Here is a 16,201-nt window from a genome sequence, read left to right on the forward strand (position 1 = left end):
TCTACGCTAATTAGACTATCCTTGTTATAATATAGGATAAAAGGAGGTGGAATAATTGTCTTCAATACTTAATCAACTTGGACCAAAATATTTTGCTTTAGATGCAGCGCGTGTGGATGCAAGTCCGACCGAAGTAATTATAACGAATGATGAAGGAAATACATACTATATTGTTACACCTGATGTGTTAACAGAGGAGTTACTAGAATTGGGATATAAAAAAGTAGAAGGCGAAGAGTAATTTCTCTTCGTTTTTCTAATTCCATAATAATAATAATAACCTTTTTCTCATAATTTAATTCTGCAAGTTTCTTCTAGCTAACATAGATCACTTTACAAAGCCTTTTTCGAATAAAATAAGCTTGTTTTGTTAAATATAAGACCATTCCTAAAAATGAATCGTTTCAATGTGAAAATCAACAAGTAAATATTAGTAATAAAGAATAAGACCGAAATCATATGATTAATAATTAGCGAAAACTTTTCATGCTAGATTCATAATAGGTTCTTACTTTAATACGGTTGATTTGATATTGAAAGTAATAATGAAGGGTGGTTTTATTTTATGTATGAAGATCAGCAATTTCAACTTATTTCAAAGGCACTAAGTTCCACTCAAAAATCGTTAGAGGAACAAATAGGATTAGAGTCTCCTGCAGTGCTTCAAATAGGAAATGCTAGAGAAGATATGATTAAAGCTTTATCACATGCAACATCGATTGATCATCAATTAATAATTGAAACTTTATTTGATAAATAAAAATTTAGAAAAGCTTGGTTTACGATCATACTAATAATATAAATTCTCAAAAAGGAGTGGCTAATTTTGGCTAACTCCTTTTTAGATGTATACATATGAATTGACATCTTCTTTATTAAATAAGATAATTATATTTTGTGGATTATTTGGAAATTGAAATTATTGGAGGAAACGTACACATGGTGACGTCCCGTTTGCCTTTTGCTATATCAAAGGATGAGAGCTTTTACCAAGCCTTAAACAATTGGATAGGAGATGTTTTTTACGATATCCTTCCTGAGAAAGGGTTTGAGTTAAGAGACGAACAAATTTTCATGGCCTTTCAATTGGAGAGGGCATATCAAGAGAAAAAAGTTATGTTTGCTGAAGCAGGGGTTGGTACAGGGAAAACTATCGTGTACTTGCTATATGCTTTATCATATGCGAGATATACAGGTAAACCAGCAATCATTGCTTGTGCAGATGAAACGTTAATAGAACAGCTAGTTAAGCAAGAGGGCGACATTGCAAAGTTGTCTGAATTTCTTGATTTACAAATGGATGTCCGTCTTAGTAAAACCCATAGTCAATATTTATGTTTAAATAAACTAGATGACGTTATCCAAAAAAATGGGGATGAAAAATATTTAGATGTCTATCAATCACTTCCAGACTTCGTTCATGAAAAAGCTGGTATGCAACAATTTTCAGCGTATGGTGATCGTAAGGAATTCGGGCATCTTTCTGATGAAGAATGGGACAAGATTGGATGGGACTCCTTTCAAGATTGTTTTACTTGTTCACAAAGACATCGCTGTGGTCTAACATTGTCACGAGATCACTATCGTAAAGCTACTGATATCATTGTATGTTCACATGACTACTTTATGGAGCATGTGTGGACATATGAATCAAGAAAACGTGAAGGTCAAATGCCGCTTTTGCCTGAGTATAGTAGCGTTGTATTTGATGAGGGGCACTTATTGGAGTTTGCTGCTCAAAAGGCACTAACACACCGTGTTAAGCAAAGCTCATTACAAATCTTTTTAGAACGATTACTACAAAATGAGATTCGTGAAGAGCTTGCATATCTAGTTGAGGATGGTCTAGCTATTAACGATGAATTTTTTGATGATTTACAACAATGTACCACTAGTGTTGAAGGATCAAATCGTCTGAAAATTAATCGCAAGACTAAGCTTCAAACTACAGCAAACAATCTACAAAAAAAATTAGCTGAAATTAGTGAAGCACTTGTATTTGAAGGCGAGCTTTTTACAATTGATGATTATGAATTGAAAATTGTTGAAGAGTTTATTGATCAAATGGAGTATTCACTTTCATTGTTTAATCAAAAAAATAATGCGGTGAGCTGGGTTGAAGAAAAAGACAACGATTATAGCCTTGTTATCATGCCAAGAAAAGTTGAGGAAGTTTTAAAAGAAAGAGTATTTTCAAAGAACTTGCCTTTTATTTTCTCTTCAGCTACTCTTTCAGAAAGTAAATCTTTTGATTTTATTGCAAACAGTTTAGGGATAAACGATTATTTATCACTTTCTGTTGAATCACCGTTTGACTACGATGAGCAAATGAAATTACAGCTCGTTAATGAAGTAGATCGAGCAATGAAATTTTCTAGAACGCTAGAAGAATTAACTCGCTCTGGGGGAAGAGGACTTATCTTATTTTCTTCTCAACAAGAATTAAAGTGGTTCAAAGCTTCTATTGCTTCAAATAGCTATGAGTTTCCAATTCTCTTTGAAGGTGATAAAGAAATAAGCTCACTTGTGAAGGAATTCCAGCAACATGAGGAATCAGTTCTATGTGCAGTTCATTTATGGGAAGGCCTAGATATACCAGGCCCATCACTTTCTAATGTGATTATATGGACTTTACCATATCCTCCTGAAGACCCTGTGTTCGAAGCGAAAAGGTCAGATAAGAAGGATCCCTTCATGGAAGTTGATTTACCATATATGCTCTTAAGGCTTAGACAAGGAATGGGCAGATTGATTAGAACTAGTGAAGACAGCGGATCTATCACAATTTTTCTTGGAGATAATGATCAGTTTGTTATGGATCAAATAACTGCTGTATTACCTGTAGAGCCAATTGTTGGATAGGCTGGAGCTTTTGCTCTGTGTCTATCCTTTTTTTACGTTACAAATCCGTTGCATAAAATGATGAAGAAATTTGATTGACAATAATGATCAGGGTATTTACGCTTTAAATAACTAGACAAAGGGAGTGATTTAATTGACTCAAATTGAAAAGGATTTTTTGGATTATATAAAAAAAATGCAAGCGTATGAAGAAGCTATCAATGTCATGTATTGGGATATGCGCACAGGAGCACCTAAAAAGGGACTTGAACAGCGTTCAGAAGTTGTTGGTATGCTATCAACCGAAGCTTTCCAAATGCTTGTATCAGATCAAATGAATGAATATTTGGTAGCTCTATCAAAAGATGAAGTATACAGCGGACTTAATCCAGTGACACAAAAGGCTGTTGAGCTTCTCAAAAAAGAATACAAAAAAAATAAAGTAATTCCTCCGAAGGAATATCAAGAATATGTTGTCCTTTGTTCAAAAGCTGAATCAGTTTGGGAAGATGCGAAGGAAAAGTCTGATTTTCAATCCTTTGCACCTTATTTGCAAAAGCTTGTAGATTATAATAAAAAACTTATTACATATTGGGGTTATGAAGGAAATAAATATAATACATTGTTAAATGAATATGAACCAGGCGTCACTGTTGAAGTATTGGATCAAGTATTTGCGCAAGTGCGGGAAAAAATTGTGCCACTTGTAAAAAAAATTGCCGAGTCATCCCATCAGCCTAAAACGGATTTTTTATATCATCATTTTCCTAAATTAAATCAACGTAAGCTTAGTGAGTTCCTGTTAAATGAATTAGGCTATGATTTTGAAGCAGGTCGATTAGATGAAACGGTTCATCCCTTTGAAATTACGCTTAACCGTGGTGATGTCAGGGTAACGACAAAGTATGATGAGAAAGATTTCCGGACAGCGATCTTTGGTACAATTCATGAATGTGGACACGCAATATATGAGCAAAACATATCAGAAAAGCTTGAAGGGACTTTTTTATGCAGTGGTACTTCAATGGGGATACACGAATCGCAATCACTATTCTATGAAAATTTTGTCGGAAGAAATAAAGGTTTCTGGCAGCGTTACTATAATAACCTAAAGGATTTTTCTCCAGAGCAATTTGATGGTGTTAGTTTACAAGACTTTTATGAAGCCATAAATGAGTCAAAGCCTTCCCTTATTCGTATTGAGGCAGATGAGCTAACCTATTCTCTTCATGTTATGGTTCGTTATGAAATCGAAAAAGCTTTATTTAACGATGAAATAACTGTAGAAGAGCTTCCTCGTATTTGGAATGAAAAATATGAAGAATACTTAGGTGTCACACCTCCAAATGATGCAAAGGGTGTATTGCAGGATGTTCATTGGGCAGGAGGAAGCTTTGGATATTTTCCGTCATATGCATTGGGGTATATGTATGCAGCACAATTTAAACATGCAATGCTGAAAGATTTACCTGATTTTAATGAATTAATTGAAACAGGCCAATTTGAAAAAATTAGAAATTGGTTAACAGAGCATATTCACCAATATGGGAAAACAAAACAACCTTTAGAGATATTGAAGGATGTAACAGGTGAAGGATTAAATGCTAAGTATTTAATTGAATATCTTGAAGAAAAGTATCGTTACATCTATCATATTTAAATACATTTATTAAAGAGGAAGCAGCTCAGTTGCTTCTTTTTTAATTGTACGAATATTCTTAATTAGTTTAATGATTAAAGTTCGTGTTTTTCGCAAAAAAACATTTGCAAATCATTCATTTATTGTTATAATTCATTTAATTGCAAATAACGCTCATATAATCGTGGGAATATGGCCCACAAGTTTCTACCAAATAACCGTAAATTATTTGACTATGAGTGAGGTTAAATGTTTCGCTATATAAAAATGGGTATTTTCCTATTTTTTATAAAAGCGGCATTGCTTCACTTATAGTGAAGCAATGCCGCTTTTTGTACTATTAAAATTTAAATTACAGAAGAAAGCATAAAAAATAAGCCTCTCTTTTTGTAACTATTCTTTTAAATTAATTTAATTAATCGTTAGGGAGGAAGAAAATGAAACTGCTTAGAGAAAAAATACAAGATGAGGGTATAGTTCTTTCTGACGGTGTGTTAAAAGTTGACTCATTCTTAAATCATCAAATCGATCCAGAGCTTATGAAAGAGATAGGCTTAGAGTTTGCTAGACTTTTTAAAAAAGAAGGTATTACAAAAATCGTGACAATCGAATCCTCAGGTATATCTCCTGCTGTTATGGCTGGTCTTGAGCTTGGTGTGAAGGTTATCTTTGCAAGAAAGAGAAAATCTTTAACATTAACAGATAACTTACTCGTATCTTCTGTCTATTCATTTACAAAACAAGAAGAAAATACAATTGCTGTATCTTCCCAATTTCTAAACAAATCAGACCGAGTACTTATAATTGACGACTTTTTGGCAAATGGAGAGGCAGCAAAAGGATTAATCGATATTGTGAAAAAATCAGGTGCTTCCATTCAAGGTATCGGGATTGTGATCGAGAAATCGTTTCAAAAGGGTGCAAGTGAATTAAAGAATTCAGGCTACAGAGTCGAATCTTTAGCGAGAATTCAATCGTTAAGAGATGGCAAGGTAAGCTTTGTTGAAGAATTTGAGGAGGTTAAAGCATGAAGCAATCATTACAAAACGTTTCGTTAGGTATCCAACATGTTCTTGCTATGTATGCTGGTGCTGTTGTAGTTCCTTTAATTGTAGGAAGTGCAATTGGTTTATCTGGAGCACAATTAACTTACTTAGTTGCGATTGATATTTTTATGTGTGGTATCGCTACGTTTTTACAAGTTTGGAAAAATCGTTTTTTCGGACTTGGCTTACCAGTTGTATTAGGATGTACGTTTACTGCAGTTGGGCCGATGATTGCCATCGGTAATGAATATGGCGTATCCTCGATCTATGGAGCTATTCTTGTTTCTGGACTCATCGTTATTCTTATTTCATCTGTCTTTGGAAAGTTAGTTAAGTTTTTCCCACCTGTTGTAACAGGTTCTGTTGTAACGATCATTGGAATTACATTAATTCCTGTTGCAATGAATAACATGGCAGGAGGTCAAGGAAGTCCAACTTTCGGTTCAAAAGAAAACCTTATTCTCGCGTTTGGAGTTCTATTCTTAATCATACTTCTTAATCGCTTTTTTACAGGATTTATTAGAGCTATTTCAATTTTAATTGGTATTATCGCAGGAACTGTTGTGGCTGGTTTTATGGGGATGGTAGACCTACAGGCTGTTAATGATGCTTCATGGTTTAATATCGGAAAGCCTTTTTACTTTGGTACGCCTACCTTTGAATTAGCACCAATTATTACAATGACGATTGTTGCAGTTGTAAGTATGGTTGAATCTACAGGTGTGTATTTTGCGTTAAGTGATATTTGCAACAAAAAACTTGACGATAAAGATTTAGCTAGAGGGTATCGTGCAGAAGGTCTCGCTTATATGCTAGGTGCAATTTTCAACGCATTTCCATATACAACATTTTCGCAAAATGTAGGTCTTATTCAAATGTCTGGCATTAAAACAAATCGTGTTATATACACAACAGCAATCATGTTAATTGGATTAGGCTTAGTACCAAAAATTGCTGCTTTAGCAACAGTTATTCCTTCATCTGTTTTAGGTGGCGCGATGGTTGCTATGTTTGGAATGGTTGTTGCTTATGGGATCAAAATGCTTGGCCAGGTTGAGTTTGCTTCACAGGAAAATCTATTAATCGTCGCTTGTTCCGTTGGGTTAGGGCTTGGCGTAACAGTTGTCCCAGAGATTTTCGCAGGTCTTCCTGAATCAGTTAAAATTTTAACGAATAGCGGTATTGTTGCTGGAAGTATCACGGCGATCGTACTAAATATCGTTTTTAATGTCATTCCATCTGGTAAAAAAGCTGGAAGCAATCGTGATGCTGTTGTTCAAGGGCAAGCATCTTAAAGAAATAAGAGTAAAGTGAAAATCAGCACGCTTAATCCAACATTCTATAAGTGAAAAAACGTTAAAACGTTACCTACATTTTCGTGTGTATAACATGAATTTGGAGGTGACGTTTTTTTATATATAAAAAGAAAAAGAATGACCGCCAGAGTAAATTCTGTAAAAGAAAATGTGAGGATAAACGTTTTAATTTTACATTTCAAAAAGGGTTAAGAATGTTTCATTTCAGCGGAAAAGTCAGAAGGTTAACGTGATAGCACTATTGGTTTGGTTCTTATAATGAACATTACGGATTTATATTACGAGTAAATGATTTGGATATGAGTGTTATTAGATACCAATAGTAAGGGGAATTATGCGAAAAATTTTATTTGTTTTTTTACACTAAGAAAGTCAATACTTAACTCCTACAAATTTTAGATTCCGTTCTTCCTTACTATTTTTCATTACTTCCTTTACTATGGAAACAGCTTCCAGAATAGAATTTGCACTAATTTCAATTTCTTCAGAATCAATAGAAAAGATAAATCGTTTCATTGAATACACCGCCTCTTTGAAAGTTTTTTTCAGAATAGGCAAGGCATGTATCAAAGCACCACAGGGGAGTGGGTAGTGTTACATTCCTTGTACCTAATCTATGTATTAATGATATGTTAGGAATGTTATTAATGCTAATTAATTGTGAGGTTTTCTTCCTTTGTTATATTGTCGAAAACACATAAATGCGTAACAAAATGTTCACTTAATGTTCATATTTAATCAGACAACATAGACAGTTGCTAAGTGAGTTGTGGCTTCTCTGCTATGTAATTTCAAATGTAATTTAACTCCTAATCCAATTTAATATTACGAAAAAGAAGAAAAGCACCCTATAAAGAGTGCCTTCCGAATTCTATTTACTAAACAAACTTCTAACGCCTTTATAAATTAAAACGAGTGAGAAGACTAATACAGTTAATATGCCAAGTATATTAAAATAAGGTGCTAAAGCAGATAAGAATGTTTCCTCTAGATTAACCTTAATAAGTGCAAAACCAGATAGGATCGTTGCAAGGAATAAGAAAATCCGATTATCCATTATTTTCACTCCTTCCTATAGGGTTGTTAAATTATATGACCTAAATGTTACAAATATGACAGGTTTGTAAAAGTATCGTAAGGATGCTTTTTAATTTTGTTAAAATTTAGAAAGGTGATGTGAAAATAGGAAAATGAATGAACGATATGAGTTTTTACAAAAACAATGGGTAGTTTATTAAATCAAAAGGCTGTTTTCGCAAACTTTGTTGCTTTTAAAATAGTATTGGGTTGGTTGATTGGCGCTTCAGGATGCTCGCTTTCCGTGGGGCGGGCGATGAGCCTCCCTCTAGAAATGTTGGTATATCAACGCTTAAAACTGTTTTAATAGATAGAAAAAAAATTTTCACTTACTGATTTTCACTACAGATTATCATCAATTTCCAAAAGTTCAAAATATTGTTATTCTGAGGTTACGCTTCGCTAGAGTTAATTGGAAATGATTAACTCTAAGTGCTTATATGATGCACTTCGGATCTCTGCGAATCTTATGATGACGTACCCTCCCATGTCTCTTGGCGTCTAACGCGTACATTCCTTCGTTCGGTCTATTCATAAGGCAGAGGCTGGCTATGCTCCTCAAGGGACTCTTAGTCTAATGGCTCATTTCGTGCCAACTTCTCCGTGTCATCCTATTGTCTAGATTACAAACTAGGAAGTTGCTTAGGCTGCCTCTTTGAGGCAATGGAGATCTGTTAACATATGATTTACATTAAAGTGCACTCGTTTTGTACACAAAGCGTGTAGAATTTTTAGTAATTTCCCGCATAAAACAACCATGGCTTCTTTCTTCTTTAATGGATTGACAGTACGAGTCGTGTAGTAATGGTACAAAGATTTAAACGCTATGTTGTGTTGAATTATAGGGAGGATGACTCTAAATAATATAGCCCGTAACTTCCTCCTACCTCTTTTGGAAATTTTCTTTTGACCTTTGTGTTGGCCAGAAGAGTTTTCTCTAAGCGTGAGCCCCGCTAATTTAATTAATTGGCGTGGGTGCTGATATTGCCTAAGAGAACCTATCTCAGAGAGTAGTTCAACAACAGTATTTTCGCCTAAACCAGGAATAGATAAAATATACTCATAGTCTGTCAATTGTTGAGCGAGGTCATTTAACCTTGATGATAAGACCTCCAGTTGGTTTGAAATAGCTTTGTACTGAGAAAGTAATGTATCCATTTCAAATCGGGCCATTTCTAGCCCCTCAGTTAAACCAATGGACTGACCGGCTATTGATTTTAGCTTTTGTATTTTAGAAACGGAAAGACACTTTATTCCTTCAACCCTTTTGTAAAGTGCGATAAGTTCTTCATCATTTTTCCCATCAAAATCGATTGGCAAAGGTGTCACCTCGAGAACAGCGCATGCGTTTTTACCGAAGCTTTTGAATACATGATGGAACTCAGGGAAATAAAGATCTGTCCACCGAATCATTCGATTCTTAAGTGATGCGAGGTCTTCCTGCATTTTAGTCCGAAAACTCGCCCCATTACGAAGTTCGGCTTCTGTCCCTTCTAAAATTCGTGTATAGTTGAACCGGCCATCGCGGATTAAAGAAGCGATAACGCGAGCGTCCTTTTGATCATTCTTAGTTTGAAGGTTATCATCTAATTCCTTCGTTCTATTCACATGCATAGGGTTAACCATGACAAATTGAATATTATTTTCGACTAAATAAGCAGCTAAGTTCATCCAATAATGCCCTGTGGGCTCAAAGCCGACTAAGACATCTGTCTTTTCATGTGATTCTAGTAGAGAATGAATCATATTGTGTAGTTGCTCAAACCCATCAAGGGATTGTATGAACGGAAACGGTTTTTGCAAAATTCGTCCACGATCATCGATAGCGCATGCGTAATGTTTTTTCTTCGCAATGTCTATTCCAATAACAAGTGTTTTTTCAGATACTTGATTAATTTTGGTATTCATATTACTATTCATCATATGGTCCTCCTGTATGGTGATGAGTCAATTTAGTCGTTGATACTCAAGCATCATACAAGAGGACTTTTTGTTTTGCAAGAAGCCTTAAGGATATTAAACAGGAATGCTCCTCAGCGCGAAGCGCCTGCGGGGTCTCATCTGTCCCGCTACTCCCACAGGAGTCTCGCACCTTCCGCACCAATCAACCTAATCATTTTTGTCTAAAAACAACAATCTTTTAGAAAAGAGCCAATCAAAAAGAGGTAAGCAGGTAAATTGATTAGTTGTGAGGATTCAATATTGGTACCATTTACTCATTGAATAAATGAAGGAATTATTATCTGCAAATGAATCAAAAATTCTTGTCATGACATACCTATATATAAAATAGAATTTAACTATTCTTACTATAGGAGAAAAGCAAATGAGAGTAAAGGATATAAAAATAACTCAAAATCTATCAGTAACTAAATTAATTGAATTAACCGAAGTTGCAAATAAGTTCGAATCAGAAATTCACATTGTTGGGAAGCATTATAAAGTGGATGCTAAAAGCTTAATGGGCTTATTGGCAACAATAAGGAATGAAGAAGTAACAATCCTTACAAAAGGAGAAGATGAAGAAGAAGCGATCAAAGAGTTTATGAAATTGTTGATATAGTCGGAGTAAGGCAATTTCTAGTTCTTTAGCTTTTCAAAGAAGGATTAGATCTTTATACAATGAAAAGGCTGACTTATGTCAGCCCTTAATCTAACTCGTTCATACATGATTTAACTCTCTAAGATTCTTTCCTTTTGTTCTTCATACTCGTCTTCTGATAAAATCTCCAAGTCTGCTAATTCTTTTAACTTTTTAAGCTTTTCAAAGTTATCAATTGCGGAATCTGCACGTTGTCCTTTTATTTCTTCTATTTTATTATCAATCGTTTCCTTCAAATCTAATGCAAGTTCCTTTTCGTTTTTGGAAAATTCAATCGTATTTTCATGCTTTTCATTTTTATTTTTATTTTCTCCACAATCTAATACAATATTACCATTAGACGCTAAACTAGGATTCTTAAGTGTAACATTAGTAATATTTTTGAATTGAATAAGTTTGACTCTGTTAAATTTACCTAAAAATCCGTGATGAATAATTTCAATACTACTCTGATACATGTATATTGTTGTTTTACTTCCTTTTTTGAAGATATATTCTTTAAATGCTAACTCAGCCATCGTAAGCTCCTTTTCTAATAAACAAGTTAATTATATTTTACATAAAATTCATTCAAAAGTTAAGGTTCATTGATTAAAAAAAGCTAATTTGGTAGAGTATTATGGTAAATTTAATATTTGTAATATTTTTCGCAGTTCCTACTTTTATTTTGAATACGGACTAAAGCAGGTAAAAAATGCCTTCTCTTACTCAAAATTGAGTGAAAGAAGGCATTTTTATTTTTTCGATCAGAATAAATTAATTTTATAGAGATCTAATCACTTATCTGAAACTTTCCAGGAATACAACTCTTCAATTGAACAATTTAGTTCTTTTGAAATTGTCATGGCATTATTTAAATTCATGACCTTAGTATCTAAATAATTAGTAAGTTGGTCCTTTGGAATATTAGTATTAAGAGCAAGGGTGTCAAGATCGGTGTTGTTTTTTAATAAAAGTTGCTTGAAATTACTTTTTTTAGCTTTATATGTAGCCAATATTTTACACCTCTCTTCTATTGTAAGGATACCATAGTGACTGATTAAAAGAAAGTAGATCATTTATCATTGTCGTATTTAGATCATAATAATTTATATAATCATTAGCATCTTATGTTTTTTAACATATAGTAATATAAGTGTTTGAAGAGAGTGGTTACAATTGAAGCCTGTTCAAAGCGTATTTAATTTTTAATAACATAAAGATATTGAATATGTCAGGAAACTCATCATTTAACATTGGTGAAATAAGTAACAAAGAGTTTTCTTCTACAAATAATATTAAGGGATTAAACTCCTCTATAGGTGATCACTCTGAATCTCAATCAATTATGAAAATATCCGACTTTGATGAGGAAGATAATGAACAACCTAAAGCAAAAGATCCTTCAGAATCGGAAACCTTTAACCCAATATGAAAGGAGAATTAATTTGTCCTCTTCCAATTTTTTTAACCTCCAGGGTATTAAAATTGTAAATATTTCTGGAAATGCATCGATAAATCCGGGTTCATCAAATATATCTGGTAATGGTATCACAGGTAAAATTGTTGGATTAAGTTTTGGAATTGGTGATGGATCAATAACAAATTCAATGCATTACAACACGTATATAGATCCAGATCTGGTTGATCAAAATGAAGGTGCGAGTCCATCAAATTCTTCGCAGTTGTAGGTAGGGATAAATAAAATAATATTCATAAAAATTGGACTTTCTGATGTTGATATGATTTTTCATTTCATGAAATTTATTAAAAGAATATAATCTATGTTCTTTTTTTTTGAACTTCTCCAATTTGAAGTAAGGTTTAAAATATCATCTCATGATACATATTAAGGAAAAAGAGGTGATGATATGAATTTCTTGAATACTTTTTCTGATTGGAAGCAAGCAAGAAATGAAAAGGTACGTTCAGAGATGGAATCTTTAGGACGATGCCCGGATTGCAGAGGAAAAGGCTTTATATCAACATTAACGAGCGTTTATACACCTACGTTTGATGCGATTTTTGACTGTCCTGGATGTAATGGAAGTGGCCAATTTTCTGATTGGAACGTGTCTGATAATAACTTAACATAAGATTTTTCTTATAAATCATTTTAAGTTTGCACAAAATAGATATGCTTCAGAAAAAATTGTGAGGGGGAGTTATTAATATGAAATGGCAAAGACTGTTACTTTCTAAGTTACAAGAAAGAGAAGGTAAAAAAATTGCCCTCGCAATAGACACATCTACAAATCAAACAAAAACAATACTAATCCAAAATATTGTTAAATTGTTTGGTGAAGTGTGTCCAAAGAGCTTATTAGTACAAGCAGACTTTAAAATAAGAAGTATTACTTCGATAAAAGACGATCAAATAAAATATTATACACATGGTAAATCGTCTTATACAGAAGTGTTAGAATGGACAGAAAAAGAAGAAATAGACACACTTTTTTATATTACTGATGTAACAGGATATTTTTATGAAGAATTAACATTTAAAAAAGAGGTATTCTGGTTAGTTCCAGATGAGTTTGTCCCTAAAGTACCTTTTGGAAAAGCGATTCGTGTTGCTTAACAAAATTTAATATGTTGTTAAACGATATTATAAAATCAAGGAAAGACTGAGTATTCTCATTAGAATTACTCAAATATGTCAGGGGGATAGAGAAACTAGCCATTTTAATTTTTCATTAAAACAAACAAATCTAATAGGTTATTTGCTCATAAATTTGCGAGTTTCCGTCCGAATTATCTTTTTCCTAGAAAGGAAAGGCTGACAGCTAATGTCAGCCTTTAAATTATTGGCTTGTTTTCTATTAAGGGGTTGATGAGCATGACAGAAAATCAACAGATAAAAGAATTTATCGCAAAAAATGGGGATGCAGTTGTGCTACGTCCTGCTAGAACGGATGATGCAGCACAAATCGTTAAAGCAGTAGAAAATATATTGAAAATTGGTTCTTATATTCAAAAAGAAAGTGCACGTACGGTAAATGAAGAAAAAGAATTTATAAATGAAATGAAGAAACTTGATAATATGTATGTAACAGTAGAAATAGAAAATAAAATTGTTGGAATAGCTAGGGTAATCAGAGGGGAGCTTGAAATGAAAAGGCACACAGGTCTTTTTAGAACATGGCTTATAAAATCAGCACAAGGAAATGGAATAGGGAGTCAAATCATGGATTATACACTTGATTGGTGTAGAACACATGAGTTACATAAATTATGTTTAACAGTATTCGCATCAAATGATTTAGCTGTTAAACTATATGAAAGATATGGTTTCATCCAGGAAGGTACACAGAAAGAGCAAGTAAAAGTAGATGGACGTTACGATGATGAAATATTTATGGCATATTTTTTCAGAGCTTAAGATTACCAAAATTTAATAATGATAATGGGTGTAAATTGCGATATAATAATAGTGCACAACAACAACTCCTTTAATACGTCTAGCTTTTCCCCAGATGGGAAAGGCTTTTTTTATCGTTTGCGAATTAAAATGTTGATCTGTGGAACCACCGAACTACATCAATCCCTAATCTCTAGCCCAAGATTATTGCCATAAGCTGATAATGCCCCTAAAGAACTTTTAAACTAACTTTACTTCACAATCCCTTCAATATCTGTTTTATTTTATTTAAAACCCTCAAAAACGGATAATTTTACATTTATTTGGTAATAGTATCCTTAATGAAATTGAGGTGAATTTACCATTGGCCTATATATTATCTGTAGGTAAGGCAATCCCAGAAAACGAAATGAGTCAGGATACAACTGTTGAATTTGCTAAGGAAATTTTCCAAGATTCTTTTAAGGATATCGAACGTTTACTAACCGTTTTTAAAAATGGTGAGATTCAAAAAAGAGATTTTGTTGAAAATCTAGATTGGTACAAAAAACAGCATACATTTGAAGAGAAAAACCAAATGTATGTTGATAAGGCAGTCAAATTAGGTAGTGAAGCGGTTAAAAACTGTTTGACCAACTCTAAACTTTTAGATCAATCAATCGACTATAAAGAAATTGATGCGATTTTTTTTATTAGTAGTACCGGGATTTCGACACCGAGTATTGATGCAAAGATTATCAATCAATTGCCTTTTAAAGAAACAATAAAACGAATTCCAATTTGGGGATTAGGATGTGCAGGCGGAGCTTCTGGTCTTTCCCGTGCATATGAATATTGCAAGGCATATCCGAAATCACTCGTTCTTGTGATTTCAGTAGAGCTATGTAGTTTAACCTTTCAACACGATGATCTTACAAAGAGTAATTTAATCGGTACATCACTGTTTGCTGATGGTGTAGCTTGTACATGTCTTGCTGGTGAATCTTCTAACAGGCTGAAACATTCAAAACTAAATGCTCTCCCCTTTATTAAAGGAACTAGATCAACGTTCTTAAGAGATTCGGAGGATGTTATGGGTTGGGAGATTAAAAATAATGGATTTTATGTCGTGTTCTCCCGTGATATTCCTTCAATTATTAATAAATGGCTTCGCCCTCAAGTAAAAGGTTTTTTACAAGAGAAAGGTTTAAGTATAGAAGAAATTGCTCATTTTATTGCACATCCAGGGGGAAAAAAAGTTCTTGATGCCTATATGGATGGATTGGGCTTTAAAGAACAGCATTTACATATTTCTAAAGAAGTACTAATTAATCATGGAAACATGTCATCTGTAACAGTTATGTATGTACTTCAAGAATATCTTGAGAGGGAAATTGGTCAGGAGAATGAATATGGATTAATCGGTGCACTAGGGCCGGGGTTTAGCTCAGAAATGCTACTTGTTCATTGGGAGAGTGTATAAACAAATGTTCTATGGCTTATTGTTGCTTCTAATTGTTCAAAGAGTAACCGAGATGTTTATTGCTAAGCGAAATGAAAAATGGCTGTTAAATAGGGGAGGAATTGAACATGGAAGTGAGCATTATCCTTACATTGTTGCACTTCATGTAATGTTTTTACTATCTCTCTTATTTGAGGTTAATATCCTCCACAAAGAAGTAACGGTATTATGGTACATACTCGTTCCAATACTGGCTTTTACACAACTAATTCGCTATTGGGCTGTGGTGTCGTTGGGTAGCTATTGGAATACGAAAATTATTATTGTTCCAAATGATCTTGTAGTTTTGAAAGGACCGTATCAATATATGCGGCATCCTAACTATGTAGTGGTAGCAGTTGAGTTCTTATTCATTCCATTATTATATCAAGCGTACTTTACCGCAGTATTATTTTCATTATTGAACATCGTCATGATGACAATAAGGATACCAGCAGAGGAAAAGGCACTTCAGTTGCATACTAATTACCAAGAAGTATTTAACTTGAGATCAAGATTTGTACCGAAAAGATAATGAACTTTTTTCAGAAAAATGAGAAAGTAATATTGAAAATGATTATCATTAATGGTACAATATTTTTGTAATGAAAATCATTCTCATTTTAAAACTTGGAGGTCTACTGCGAATATGACGATGTTATTTGTAGGTTGTACCGTTGTTGCATATAGTGTATTGATTGGCTACATATTAAAGAATATAAATGTACGAAAGGCATAACTTTTTCTGCTCACCTCAGGTGAGCTTTTATTTTGCGTTAAATGTTTAGTAAATAAACGACACAAAGAAAATCAGGCATAAATATAATAAAAAAGGAGCTAACTCAATTAAATTAGCTTCT

General features: G+C 33.5%; 19 protein-coding genes and 1 riboswitch. Of the genes, 14 read left to right on the forward strand and 5 right to left on the reverse strand.

Annotation, left to right across the window (positions count from 1 at the left end):
* Nucleotides 1-55: 55 nt before the first annotated feature.
* The 6 genes from WCV66_RS13700 to WCV66_RS13725 all read left to right on the forward strand — a co-directional run bounded on the left by WCV66_RS13700 (nucleotide 56) and on the right by WCV66_RS13725 (nucleotide 6,821).
* A complete protein-coding gene (locus tag WCV66_RS13700) occupies nucleotides 56-241 on the forward strand; it encodes a hypothetical protein (RefSeq protein ID WP_338789346.1) in 186 nt (61 codons plus the stop codon).
* A gap of 324 nt (nucleotides 242-565) precedes the next feature.
* Nucleotides 566-760 carry a hypothetical protein gene (locus WCV66_RS13705; protein ID WP_066331726.1) on the forward strand — a complete coding sequence of 65 codons (195 nt, stop codon included), beginning with the start codon at nucleotides 566-568 and terminating at the stop codon, nucleotides 758-760.
* Nucleotides 761-939: 179 nt separating this feature from the next.
* Complete coding sequence (locus WCV66_RS13710) at nucleotides 940-2,862, forward strand: ATP-dependent DNA helicase (RefSeq protein WP_338789347.1); 1,923 nt, start codon at nucleotides 940-942, stop codon at nucleotides 2,860-2,862.
* 175 nt (nucleotides 2,863-3,037) lie between these two features.
* A complete protein-coding gene (locus WCV66_RS13715) occupies nucleotides 3,038-4,501 on the forward strand; it encodes a carboxypeptidase M32 (protein WP_413789668.1) in 1,464 nt (487 codons plus the stop codon).
* A 133-nt stretch (nucleotides 4,502-4,634) separates the two neighbouring features.
* Nucleotides 4,635-4,736: riboswitch (purine riboswitch) on the forward strand.
* A gap of 181 nt (nucleotides 4,737-4,917) precedes the next feature.
* Nucleotides 4,918-5,511, forward strand: coding sequence for a xanthine phosphoribosyltransferase (locus tag WCV66_RS13720; protein WP_066332477.1), 594 nt, complete (start codon nucleotides 4,918-4,920; stop codon nucleotides 5,509-5,511).
* Nucleotides 5,508-6,821: a nucleobase:cation symporter-2 family protein gene (locus WCV66_RS13725; protein WP_185653514.1), complete on the forward strand. Its 1,314-nt coding sequence runs from the start codon at nucleotides 5,508-5,510 to the stop codon at nucleotides 6,819-6,821. Before WCV66_RS13720 ends, WCV66_RS13725 begins: the two co-directional genes overlap by 4 nt.
* 393 nt (nucleotides 6,822-7,214) lie before the next feature.
* On the opposite strand, the gene WCV66_RS13730 is transcribed toward WCV66_RS13725, so the two are convergent.
* The 3 genes from WCV66_RS13730 to WCV66_RS13740 form a co-directional block, all read right to left on the reverse strand.
* Nucleotides 7,215-7,358, reverse strand: coding sequence for a hypothetical protein (locus WCV66_RS13730; protein WP_338789350.1), 144 nt, complete (start codon nucleotides 7,356-7,358; stop codon nucleotides 7,215-7,217).
* A 355-nt stretch (nucleotides 7,359-7,713) separates the two neighbouring features.
* The gene (locus tag WCV66_RS13735; RefSeq protein ID WP_066332484.1) at nucleotides 7,714-7,899 is read right to left on the reverse strand and encodes a hypothetical protein; all 186 of its coding nucleotides are present in this window, start codon (nucleotides 7,897-7,899) and stop codon (nucleotides 7,714-7,716) included.
* 662 nt (nucleotides 7,900-8,561) lie between these two features.
* Nucleotides 8,562-9,839 (reverse strand): IS110 family transposase, encoded by a 1,278-nt coding sequence (locus WCV66_RS13740; protein ID WP_338789351.1) that lies wholly within the window; start codon nucleotides 9,837-9,839, stop codon nucleotides 8,562-8,564.
* A gap of 406 nt (nucleotides 9,840-10,245) precedes the next feature.
* On the opposite strand from WCV66_RS13740, the gene WCV66_RS13745 reads away from it, so the two are divergent.
* The gene (locus WCV66_RS13745) at nucleotides 10,246-10,482 is read left to right on the forward strand and encodes an HPr family phosphocarrier protein (protein ID WP_338789352.1); all 237 of its coding nucleotides are present in this window, start codon (nucleotides 10,246-10,248) and stop codon (nucleotides 10,480-10,482) included.
* A gap of 110 nt (nucleotides 10,483-10,592) precedes the next feature.
* Here WCV66_RS13745 and WCV66_RS13750 read toward each other — a convergent pair whose 3' ends face one another.
* Both WCV66_RS13750 and WCV66_RS13755 read right to left on the reverse strand, forming a co-directional pair.
* Entirely contained in the window at nucleotides 10,593-11,039 is a 447-nt protein-coding gene (locus WCV66_RS13750; RefSeq protein ID WP_185653513.1) for a hypothetical protein, read from the reverse strand.
* A 258-nt stretch (nucleotides 11,040-11,297) separates the two neighbouring features.
* Nucleotides 11,298-11,516 carry a helix-turn-helix domain-containing protein gene (locus tag WCV66_RS13755; protein WP_066332500.1) on the reverse strand — a complete coding sequence of 73 codons (219 nt, stop codon included), beginning with the start codon at nucleotides 11,514-11,516 and terminating at the stop codon, nucleotides 11,298-11,300.
* Nucleotides 11,517-11,731: 215 nt separating this feature from the next.
* On the opposite strand from WCV66_RS13755, the gene WCV66_RS13760 reads away from it, so the two are divergent.
* From WCV66_RS13760 to WCV66_RS13790, 7 genes are all read left to right on the forward strand, one after another.
* A complete protein-coding gene (locus WCV66_RS13760; RefSeq protein WP_338789353.1) occupies nucleotides 11,732-11,935 on the forward strand; it encodes a hypothetical protein in 204 nt (67 codons plus the stop codon).
* A 13-nt stretch (nucleotides 11,936-11,948) separates the two neighbouring features.
* Nucleotides 11,949-12,191 carry a hypothetical protein gene (locus tag WCV66_RS13765; protein ID WP_066332502.1) on the forward strand — a complete coding sequence of 81 codons (243 nt, stop codon included), beginning with the start codon at nucleotides 11,949-11,951 and terminating at the stop codon, nucleotides 12,189-12,191.
* Between the two features lie 180 nt (nucleotides 12,192-12,371).
* Nucleotides 12,372-12,596 (forward strand): hypothetical protein, encoded by a 225-nt coding sequence (locus WCV66_RS13770; protein ID WP_066332510.1) that lies wholly within the window; start codon nucleotides 12,372-12,374, stop codon nucleotides 12,594-12,596.
* 77 nt (nucleotides 12,597-12,673) lie between these two features.
* Nucleotides 12,674-13,081 carry a VWA-like domain-containing protein gene (locus WCV66_RS13775; RefSeq protein WP_066332514.1) on the forward strand — a complete coding sequence of 136 codons (408 nt, stop codon included), beginning with the start codon at nucleotides 12,674-12,676 and terminating at the stop codon, nucleotides 13,079-13,081.
* Between the two features lie 258 nt (nucleotides 13,082-13,339).
* Entirely contained in the window at nucleotides 13,340-13,882 is a 543-nt protein-coding gene (locus WCV66_RS13780; RefSeq protein WP_338789354.1) for a GNAT family protein, read from the forward strand.
* A 343-nt stretch (nucleotides 13,883-14,225) separates the two neighbouring features.
* On the forward strand, nucleotides 14,226-15,323 hold the full coding sequence (locus WCV66_RS13785) for a type III polyketide synthase (RefSeq protein WP_338789356.1): 1,098 nt from the start codon (nucleotides 14,226-14,228) through the stop codon (nucleotides 15,321-15,323).
* Nucleotides 15,324-15,327: 4 nt separating this feature from the next.
* Nucleotides 15,328-15,876: an isoprenylcysteine carboxyl methyltransferase family protein gene (locus WCV66_RS13790; protein WP_066332528.1), complete on the forward strand. Its 549-nt coding sequence runs from the start codon at nucleotides 15,328-15,330 to the stop codon at nucleotides 15,874-15,876.
* Nucleotides 15,877-16,201: the final 325 nt, after the last annotated feature.

The sequence above is a fragment of the Metabacillus rhizosphaerae genome (genome assembly GCF_037201795.1).
GTDB classification, from domain to species: Bacteria; Bacillota; Bacilli; order Bacillales; family Bacillaceae; genus Metabacillus; species Metabacillus rhizosphaerae.

Coding starts and splice junctions, on each gene's coding strand:
- WCV66_RS13705 (WP_066331726.1), top strand. CDS start 566: ATGTATGAAGATCAGCAATTTCAACTTATTTCAAAGGCACTAAGTTCC.
- WCV66_RS13710 (WP_338789347.1), top strand. CDS start 940: ATGGTGACGTCCCGTTTGCCTTTTGCTATATCAAAGGATGAGAGCTTT.
- WCV66_RS13715 (WP_413789668.1), top strand. CDS start 3,038: ATGCAAGCGTATGAAGAAGCTATCAATGTCATGTATTGGGATATGCGC.
- WCV66_RS13720 (WP_066332477.1), top strand. CDS start 4,918: ATGAAACTGCTTAGAGAAAAAATACAAGATGAGGGTATAGTTCTTTCT.
- WCV66_RS13725 (WP_185653514.1), top strand. CDS start 5,508: ATGAAGCAATCATTACAAAACGTTTCGTTAGGTATCCAACATGTTCTT.
- WCV66_RS13730 (WP_338789350.1), bottom strand. CDS start 7,358: ATGAAACGATTTATCTTTTCTATTGATTCTGAAGAAATTGAAATTAGT.
- WCV66_RS13735 (WP_066332484.1), bottom strand. CDS start 7,899: ATGGATAATCGGATTTTCTTATTCCTTGCAACGATCCTATCTGGTTTT.
- WCV66_RS13740 (WP_338789351.1), bottom strand. CDS start 9,839: ATGAATAGTAATATGAATACCAAAATTAATCAAGTATCTGAAAAAACA.
- WCV66_RS13745 (WP_338789352.1), top strand. CDS start 10,246: ATGAGAGTAAAGGATATAAAAATAACTCAAAATCTATCAGTAACTAAA.
- WCV66_RS13750 (WP_185653513.1), bottom strand. CDS start 11,039: ATGGCTGAGTTAGCATTTAAAGAATATATCTTCAAAAAAGGAAGTAAA.
- WCV66_RS13760 (WP_338789353.1), top strand. CDS start 11,732: ATGTCAGGAAACTCATCATTTAACATTGGTGAAATAAGTAACAAAGAG.
- WCV66_RS13770 (WP_066332510.1), top strand. CDS start 12,372: ATGAATTTCTTGAATACTTTTTCTGATTGGAAGCAAGCAAGAAATGAA.
- WCV66_RS13775 (WP_066332514.1), top strand. CDS start 12,674: ATGAAATGGCAAAGACTGTTACTTTCTAAGTTACAAGAAAGAGAAGGT.
- WCV66_RS13780 (WP_338789354.1), top strand. CDS start 13,340: ATGACAGAAAATCAACAGATAAAAGAATTTATCGCAAAAAATGGGGAT.
- WCV66_RS13790 (WP_066332528.1), top strand. CDS start 15,328: ATGTTCTATGGCTTATTGTTGCTTCTAATTGTTCAAAGAGTAACCGAG.